The sequence below is a fragment of the Kitasatospora sp. MY 5-36 genome (assembly GCF_001182915.1).
GTDB lineage: Bacteria > Actinomycetota > Actinomycetes > Streptomycetales > Streptomycetaceae > Kitasatospora.
Window position 1 is genome coordinate 1 of record NZ_LFVW01001200.1, and the last position, 1,411, is coordinate 1,411.

A 1,411-nucleotide genomic window follows, 5' to 3' on the forward strand; every position below is an offset into this window, starting at 1 on the left:
CGGCCGCCTCGACGAACTCACCCTGGAAGCCCCGCTGGTCCTGCCCGAGCGCGGCGGGGTCCGGCTCCAGGTCCTGGTCGGCGCGGAGCAGGACGGCCTCCGTCCGCTGCGGATCGACTCCCGCCCGGCCGACGCCGCCGAGGACGAGCCGTGGACCCGGCACGCCTCGGGCACGCTCGCCGCGGCCACCGACGCGGCAGCCGACGAGTCCGCCGTGGACCTCACCGCCTGGCCGCCGGCCGGCGCGACCCCGCTGGACGTCACCGACGCCTACCAGCGGCTCGCCGACGCCGGGGTGGACTACGGCCCGGCCTTCCAGGGCCTGCGAGCCGCCTGGCAGCACGGCGACCAGGTCTACGCCGAGGTCGCCCTGCCCGCCACCGAGCAGGCCGCGGCCGCCCGCTACGGGCTGCACCCGGCGCTGCTGGACGCCGCCCTGCACGCGATGGGCCTGGTGCCGGACGCCGAGCAGGGCAGGCTCGCCTTCTCCTGGGGCGGGATCCGGCTGCACGCGAGCGGCGCGACCGCGCTGCGCGTCCGGCTGGCCCGGACGGCTCCGGAGACCCTGTCGCTGACCGTCGCGGACCTCGGCGGCGCGCCCGTCGCCTCGGTGGACTCGCTGCTGCTGCGGCCCGTCTCCGCCGAGCGGCTGCGCACCGCCGACCGGGCCGTGCGCGAGTCGCTGCTGCGGATCGAGTGGCTGCCGGTGCCGGCCGGCGACCCGGCCGCCCGCTCCTGGACGCTCCTCGGCACCGACAGCACCGACCGCACCGACAGCGCCGACCGCACGGACGGCACCGACCGCACGGACTGCCTGGCCGCCCTGGCCGAGCTGGGCTCGGCGGTGGACGCCGGCGCGGCCGTGCCCGACGTGGTCGCGGTGGAACTCGCCCCGCACCAGGGGTCCGAGGCGACGGACGAGCTGGCCGCCGCGGTCGGCGCGACGACCGTACGGGTGCTGCGCCTCGTCCAGGAGTGGCTGGTGGACCCGCGGTTCGCCGAGGCCCGGCTGGCCGTGCTGACCCGCGGCGCGGTCGCCACCGGGGAGGGTGCGCCCGATCCGGTCCTGGCCGCCGTGTGGGGCCTGGTCCGCTCCGCGCAGTCGGAGAACCCGGACCGGCTGGTCCTGGTCGACCACGACGGCGGTGAACTGCCGCTGGCCGCCCTGCCGGTGGACACCGAGCCGCAGCTGGCCGTCCGGCGGGGCGCCCTGCTCGCCCCGCGCCTGGCCAAGGCGCCGACCGCTGCCGGGAAGCCGGGTGCTGGTGAGCAGGTCCCGCTGGACGTCTCCGGGACCGTCCTGGTCACCGGCGCGATCGGCGGCCTGGGCGAGCTGACCGCCCGCCACCTGGTCGCCGCCCACGGCGCCCGGCACCTGCTGCTGACCAGCCGGCGCGGCCCGGCGGCCGAG

General features: G+C 78.9%; 1 protein-coding gene. It reads left to right on the forward strand.

Annotated elements, in window-relative coordinates:
* A partial coding sequence (locus AE652_RS45875) for a polyketide synthase dehydratase domain-containing protein (protein ID WP_049661150.1) occupies positions 1 to 1,411 on the forward strand: 1,411 nt, incomplete at both ends.